Origin of the sequence: Pseudomonas antarctica, assembly GCF_900624995.1 — a bacterium.
GTDB lineage: Bacteria > Pseudomonadota > Gammaproteobacteria > Pseudomonadales > Pseudomonadaceae > Aquipseudomonas > Aquipseudomonas antarctica.
The window spans coordinates 1-7,245 of sequence record NZ_UYXQ01000163.1 but is presented as its reverse complement, the minus strand read 5'-3'; the positions used below and the strand labels follow the sequence as shown (position 1 = coordinate 7,245).

The window sequence follows — 7,245 nt, the reverse complement described above, 5'->3', positions numbered from 1 at the left end:
CCTTCGCCGTCGAGTTCACTGATGCCCCGGCGCAAGTCCGGGCCGAGTTGAATCGTTGCTACATCGCCGAGGGTGACCGGCACATTGTTGCTGTCGAGGCGAAGTGCAATAGCGCGGAAATCGTTGAGCGTTTTCAAGTAACCGGACGCGCGCAGCATGTACTCGGACTCGCCCATATTCAGTACCGAACCGCCAGTTTCCTGGTTGGCCTTGCCGATGGCGTCCGCCACTTGCGCCTGGGTGATGCCACGACTGGCAAGGGCCAGCGGGTCAAGCTGCACTTGGTACTGCTTGACCTGGCCGCCGATGGTCGCGACTTCCGCCACATTCGGCAGGGTCTTGAGTTCGAACTTGAGAAACCAGTCCTGCAGCGCGCGTAACTGCGCCAGGTCGTGCCGCCCCGTGCGATCCACCAGCGCGTATTGATAAATCCAGCCAACCCCGGTGGCGTCCGGCCCCAGCGCCGGCTTAGCCGACGCCGGCAGCCGCGCCTGCAACTGGCTGAGGTATTCCAGCACCCGCGAACGCGCCCAATACAGGTCGGTGCCTTCGTCAAACAGCACGTAAACATAGCTGTCGCCAAAGAACGAAAAACCGCGCACGGTCTTCGCGCCCGGCACCGAAAGCATAGTGGTGGTCATGGGGTAGGTGACCTGGTTTTCGACAATCTGCGGCGCCTGGCCCGGGTACGGCGTGCGGATGATCACCTGCACATCCGAGAGGTCCGGCAAGGCATCGACCGGCGTGTTTTGCACGGCCCAGACGCCCCACGCAGTGATGAACAGCGTGGCGAGCAGTACCAGAAAACGGTTGGCCACCGACCAACGAATCAGCAAGGCGATCATGGCTGAGCTCCGGGCTGCATGCTCATTTCAGAAGTGCCGGACGCTGGCGATACTAATCCGCGCAAACTTGCTTCAGAGTCCAGCAAAAATTGACCGGACGCGACCACCTGCTGGCCTTCCTGCAAGCCGCTGCGGATCACGGTTTGGTCCTGGTTCTCGGCGCCCACCTCGACTTCCAGCGGGCGAAAGTGCCCGCCTTCCTCGGCCAGCATCACCAACACGCGCTTGCCGGTGCGGATCAACGCTTCGCTGGGCACCTGCAACACCGTTTGCCCGCTGGTTTGTGCCAGGCGCACCTGGGCGGTCATACCGGGGCGCAAACTGCCGTCGGCGTTGGGCAGTTCGACGCGAACCTGCACGGTGCGGCTGTCGATGGCGTTGGCCGGCAAGATCGCGCTGACGCTGGCGTGGACCGTTTTGCCCGGCAACCCGACAAACTGCGCCACCACGCTTTGCCCCACGGCCAACGTCTCGCCTTGAGCCTGGGGCACAGCGACCTGCAACCATACCTGATCCAAACCATTGACCCGTGCCAGGGTCTGCCCCGCCGCTACGGTCATGCCTTCGCGCACGTCCAGGGTTTGCAGCGCGCCGCCCAACGGCGTGGTGACGGTCAACACCGACTGCACCTGGCCGCTGCGCTCCATCTGGGTGATCAGCCCAGTAGGCATGCCACTCAAGCGCAGGCGTTGGCGGGCAGCCGCCAATAAACCACTGTCAGCGGTATGACGCAGGGCGAGGAATTCTTCCTGGGCTGCGGCCCATTCCGGCACCAGAATGTCCGCCAACGGCGCGCCGGCCTTGAGCACATCCCCCGGCGCCCGCGCGTAGACCCGTTCGACAAACCCGCCGGCCCGCGCTTGCACCACCGCGACATCCCGGTCGTTGAAGGCGAGGATGCCAGACAGGTCCAGGGTGGAGGTCATCACGCCACGACTGACCGTCGCCAGCCGTACGCCGATGTTCTGCGTTTGGCGTGGGTCGATCTGCACACTACTGGGCGTGTCCCCAGAGGCGCCCTCGGCGTAACGCGGCACCAACTGCATGTCCATGAACGGCGACTTCCCGGGCTTGTCGAATTTTTGTTGCGGGAACATCGGGTCGTACCAGTACAGGGCCTGCTTGTCGTTTTTGGCCAGTGCAGGCGCGCCCGGCTGCAACTGCGCCAACCCGTAGCCCGCGCCCAAGCCAAGAGACAACAGCGCTGCCGCGATTCGATTATTCATGGGTGGGCTCCCAATAGGCGAAGTACAGCTGGGCGCCGATCAAGGCGCGCTGTTCGATGGCTTCCAGCTGTTTGAAGCGGGCTTCGACCAGCTCGCGACGGGCGCTGACCACACTCATCAAGTCGCCCTTACCTGCGCGATAACTGGCGAGGCTCAGGGCTACCTTCTCTTGCGCCAGCGGCACCAGGCTGTCCTGACCGCGTTGCACGGCACGGTCCAGGCGTTGGTAAACCGCCAAATCGTCATCGAGCATCTGGGTATGTTCACGGGTGGCGGCTTCGCGTTCAGCGTCGAGTTGGTCCAGCTCAGCCTGTTTGGCGGCAATGCCCGGGGTTTGCCGGCGGCCAGGGAAAATCGGTAGGTCGAAGCTCAATTGCAGGCTGACCATATCGCCGTATTCGCGGCCGCGGTGTTGGTAGTCCACTTCCCAACTCCAATCCGAAGTCTTCTGCGCCTTGGCGTCCTGCAAACGCGCTTGCGCTTCGCGGGTACGCGGTACGAAGGCTTGCAACTCGGGATGTTGATGCAGATTGTGGCTCAAGCCGTGGCTGTCGAAGGTCCAGTTGGGCAACTGGCCGCTGGGCGCTTCATTAGCGGCCGGGCCGATCCAGCGTTTGAGGGCGGCGCGAGCCTGGGCCCGTTGTTGGGTCAATTCATCTTCGCGTTCGGCCAGTTCTGCGGCTTCCTGCTTGGGAATAACCGTATCAGCGGCCTGCCCACGGCCACCGGCCAACTGCGCCCTCACGCTGTCTTGCAACAGGCGATTCTGTTGGTAGAAGTCTTTGAACAACGCCTCTTTGCATTCCACTGCGAACGCGCGAATCCAAGCCTGGGCGGTGGCTTGACGCACATTGAGGCGTTCGATGCGGCCCTCAGCCGCCGTCCGTTCTACCGTCGCATCGGCCAACTCAATACGGGCCTTGCGTTTGTCTCGGCTGGGCACCTGTTGCTGGATGCCGATCATCTGCTCGGTCATGTCATCGCCATACAACGTGCCGCGATTGGGCCCGCCGACGGGGAAATTCTGCAGGCCCACCACCAGTTTCGGGTCGGGCAGTTCGCCGGCCGGGATGGCGGCTTGGGTAGCCGCGTGCAGCTTGGCTGTCTCAGCGGTCAACGAAGGTGCGTTGTTTTGCGCCAGGCGTAAGGCGTCATCCAGGGTCAGCGCAGAGGCCAGCGCGGGCCATGTCAGCACGCCCACCACCAGGGCGCGCGAGTAGAGGGAATTCATGGTGAATATTCCTGATCTGTTCGACTGCGTTCCGCTTTACGCGGCCCACAGCAATGCCATCCCGAATACGGGATGAGTCTTCAGGTGCTACAGGAATCAGGAACGGGGTGGGCGCCAGACGCCGGACGGCGTGCGGTCGGGGATGAAATCAGAAGAGAGACCGGCAACCAGCGGATGGGCCAGGGTCAGCGGGGCCTTGAGCACCGGCATGGACAGTTGCAGCAGGCTGCCGGTCTTGCATTCCTGCCCGGGTTTGCAGGCCTTGCCATGGTCGGCGCCGTCCTGGCAGCAGTCCGGGGCCATGTCGGTCATCATCTGCATGTCCGACATCTTCATCGGGCAAGGCTCGCTGCTCGACGGCACACCCGCCATCCCAGTCAGGGGAAGCGTGAGGCTTAACAGCATGACCAGGATTAAACGCAGAAGGCGGCTCATAGGGGCGCGAGTCTAGCCAAGCGCACATTAAGCCGCTATTAAAAATTGCCCGTGATAACGGATCTGCGCCAGGGTCCGCGCGGTATAGCCGATGATCACTGTAGGCAGCAGGCTCACACCCACACAAAACTTGCTTGCTCGACACCGGCCGGCAGCCACAACACACAATGCAACCCGGCTTGCTGGCCGCTCCCCCTGCAATCATCCGGCTGACACTGCGCCCAACCAAATGTGGGAGCGGGCTTGCTCGCGAAAGCGGCGTGCCAGCCACCCCATGAGTAGCTGACACAGCGCCTTCGCGAGCAAGCCCCCTCCCACGGGGGACCGAGCCTGGCTGAGGTTTAGTGCATGAAGATCGCGATCAGGATGATGACCGGGATAGGTACGCCGAGGAACCAAAGCAGTAATGAGCGCATGATGTTCTCCTTAATTAACGAACGTAGTTTTCGGTGTCGACATACACCACGGCATCACGGCGACGGCCGCCGAAGGTGGCAGCGAAGCTGGCAAAGAACGCACCGATCAACAGCGCGATAAAGGTCCACAGCGAGGTGTAGGCAGCCACTTTCGCAGCGGTATCGGCGGCCTGCTTGGCGTTGAGCTTGGCGTCTTCGATGGCTTTTCGCGCATCACCGTAGACCTTGTCGATGCGCGCTTCGGCGTCGGCTTGGCTGAGGTTGGTGCGTTGGCTGATCAACTGGGCCAGGTAGGCACGGTCTTCAGGCGCCAGTTGGCCGTCGTTGCTCAAGGTGCGAGTGAAGATGCGCGCTACGACACCATGCACGGCGTCATCGCTGACGGCGGCTGGGCGGTCATCGCGAAACAGGCTGTCGACGTAGTAGCCAAAGTCACCACGGTTGGCGCCTTTGGCGGCGCTGCCCGCTGCCTGGGTAAGGCCGCTGGCGGCACTGGAAGCAACGCCCGCACCGGCTTTGACGCCGCCGCTCACTACGCTGCTGACCGAACCCACCACCAGCATCGCGGTGACCAACGTAGCGACTGCCCACGCGAGGAAACCGTGGGCGGTGTCGCGAAAGTACACCTCATCGCCATGCATATTGGCCCACTTCACGCGCAACCGGCCGGCGATATAACCGCCCAGGCCCGAAGCAACGATCTGGGTAAATGCCAGCCAGACAATCGTGGAAATGCCCAGCCCCTTGGCGCTAATGCCGCTATCGGCCCACGGCGACACCGCCGAAAAGCCCAGGCCGAAGCCCAGCAACACCAGAATAAGCGACAGTGCAGCCGCGGCAGCGGCACCGGCGAAAATCGCCCCCCAGGAAACCCCGGAGTGCGTGCTCGACTCTTGCAGCGTGGATGAGGATGAAATCATTGTTGTTTTGCTCCCGGCAGGAAAAATAGTGTTACAACTCGCAAAAGGGACAGTGCAGGCACCATGCCAGCCGAAAGAAAAATAAATTGCTTACATTTCAACAAGTTAAAAAAATTGAACTCACTTGAACCATGCAAGTTGCAAGAAATGTCTGTTCAGGGCGGGCGTTCTGCAATCTCCCCCCAAACGCGGTGCCTGCGATAGCGGTGTACCAATGACAAAACGCTTGCCGGCACACTGCCATCGCCGGCAAGCCAGCGCCCACACCGGACCGGCTCAGCGATTAAATTTGCGCCAGTTTTGCCAAGATGAAGTTTAATTTAGGAAACATTCAGCTACTTCTTGGCAAAATGTCCCCACTTCTAGTGTGTATCGCTCACCAGGTAATCCTATGACCCGTATTTTGACCATCGAGGATGACGCCGTAACAGCCCGTGAGATCGTCGCCGAGCTGAGTAGCCATGGACTGGATGTGGACTGGGTGGACAACGGCCGTGAAGGCCTGGTCCGTGCTGTGAGTGGTGATTACGATCTGATCACCCTCGACCGTATGCTGCCGGAACTCGATGGCCTGGCCATCGTCACGACCCTGCGTACCATTGGAGTGTCGACACCGATCCTGATGATCAGCGCCCTCTCCGATGTTGACGAGCGGGTGCGTGGCCTGCGGGCCGGTGGCGATGACTACCTGACCAAGCCGTTCGCTTCCGACGAGATGGCCGCCCGCGTCGAAGTGCTGCTGCGGCGCAACAGTACAGTCAAGGAGTTCGAGACCGCACTGCGCGTGGCCGACCTGGAACTGAACCTGATCAGCCGCGAAGCCAGCCGCGCCGAACAGCCGCTGAGCCTGCTGCCCACCGAATACAAATTGCTTGAATTCCTGATGCGCAACACCGGACAGATCCTGTCGCGGATGATGATCTTCGAGGAAGTCTGGGGTTATCACTTCGACCCGGGCACCAACCTGATTGACGTGCACATCGGTCGCCTGCGCAAGAAAATCGATCCACCGGGCCTCACGCCGCTGATCCGCACGGTACGAGGTTCCGGTTATGTCATTGCTGAACCCCTCTAAGGGCTGGCGTTCCTCCAGCAGCCGCTTGCTGGCGCTCTATAGTTCGCTGTTTGTAGCGTGGAGCTGCATCCTCATGGGGGTGCTGTACTACGAAGTGTCGGGTTATCTGGGCGACTTGTCGCGGCACTCGCTGATGCAGCGCCAGCACCTGTTCCAACGCTTCGACGGTGAAGAGCTGGTGGAGGCACTGACCACCAGCATGACCTTCGATATGAAGGGCGTGGACGCCTATGGCCTGTTCGATGAGCAATTTCGGCCGTTGAGCGGACCGATCCGCGCGTTGCCGCCGGACCTGCCGCTGGACGGCAAGATCCACGCCCTGGTCAATTGTGTCGAATCCGACGACCCGAAACTGCCCAAAGACAGCTGCGACGCCGTCGCCACCCACACCGAAGACGGACGCTGGTTGGTACTGGTGCGCGCCAATGGTTCACTGTTTGGCGTAACTCGAATCATCTGGCATGCGCTGTTGTGGGCGCTCTCTTTGACCATTATACCCGGCGCCGCTGGCTGGCATTTGTTACGCCGTCGCCCGTTGCGGCGTATTCGCGGGATTCAGGCCAGTGCCGAGGCCATCGTCGCCGGCGACCTGACCCACCGCCTGCCGCTGTCGGATCGACGCGACGAACTGGATATGCTCGCTGCCATCGTCAACGCCATGCTCGACCGCATCGAAAAGCTGATGAACGAGGTCAAGGGCGTGTGCGACAACATCGCCCACGACCTGCGCACGCCACTGACGCGCTTGCGTGCGCAGCTCTACCGCATCAAACAAGAGGCAGAGGAAAACTCCGTCTACGCAGTGAAACTGGACGATGCGATTGCCGAAACCGACACGCTGATGGCGCGCTTTCGTGGGCTGTTACGCATCTCGGAGTTGGAAGACCACCAGCGCCGCTCGGGTTTCCTGGTGATGGACCCGCTGCCGTTATTGCGCGAGCTGCATGACTTTTACCTGCCCCTGGCCGAAGAAGGTGAATTGCAACTGCGCCTCGACGTGCCGGACTCGCTGCCGTGGATCACCGGCGACCGCGCACTGTTGTTCGAGGCCTTGGCCAACCTGTTGAGCCACTCGAACAGTTTTCCGCCCCCGGCGG

The 7,245-nt window shown here is 61.6% G+C and carries 7 protein-coding genes; 2 read left to right on the top strand and 5 right to left on the bottom strand.

What is annotated here, in order from left to right:
* The 5 genes from E0F99_RS27870 to E0F99_RS27845 all read right to left on the bottom strand — a co-directional run.
* A partial coding sequence (locus tag E0F99_RS27870) for an efflux RND transporter permease subunit (RefSeq protein ID WP_130909053.1) occupies window positions 1-845 on the bottom strand: 845 nt, incomplete at its 3' end.
* Window positions 842-2,071, bottom strand: coding sequence for an efflux RND transporter periplasmic adaptor subunit (locus E0F99_RS27865; RefSeq protein ID WP_083358064.1), 1,230 nt, complete (start codon window positions 2,069-2,071; stop codon window positions 842-844). The genes E0F99_RS27865 and E0F99_RS27870, both read right to left, overlap by 4 nt.
* A complete protein-coding gene (locus tag E0F99_RS27860; RefSeq protein WP_083358063.1) occupies window positions 2,064-3,302 on the bottom strand; it encodes a TolC family protein in 1,239 nt (412 codons plus the stop codon). The genes E0F99_RS27865 and E0F99_RS27860 overlap by 8 nt, the downstream gene beginning before the upstream one ends.
* A 96-nt stretch (window positions 3,303-3,398) precedes the next feature.
* The gene (locus E0F99_RS27855) at window positions 3,399-3,737 is read right to left on the bottom strand and encodes a hypothetical protein (protein ID WP_083358062.1); all 339 of its coding nucleotides are present in this window, start codon (window positions 3,735-3,737) and stop codon (window positions 3,399-3,401) included.
* Between the two features lie 430 nt (window positions 3,738-4,167).
* Window positions 4,168-5,073, bottom strand: a complete 906-nt coding sequence (locus tag E0F99_RS27845) for a hypothetical protein (protein WP_083358061.1) — start codon at window positions 5,071-5,073, stop codon at window positions 4,168-4,170.
* A gap of 391 nt (window positions 5,074-5,464) precedes the next feature.
* Between E0F99_RS27845 and E0F99_RS27840 the strand changes: the two genes are divergently transcribed.
* The gene (locus tag E0F99_RS27840; protein ID WP_083358060.1) at window positions 5,465-6,148 is read left to right on the top strand and encodes a response regulator transcription factor; all 684 of its coding nucleotides are present in this window, start codon (window positions 5,465-5,467) and stop codon (window positions 6,146-6,148) included.
* A partial coding sequence (locus E0F99_RS27835) for a sensor histidine kinase (RefSeq protein ID WP_130909052.1) occupies window positions 6,126-7,245 on the top strand: 1,120 nt, incomplete at its 3' end. The genes E0F99_RS27840 and E0F99_RS27835, both read left to right, overlap by 23 nt.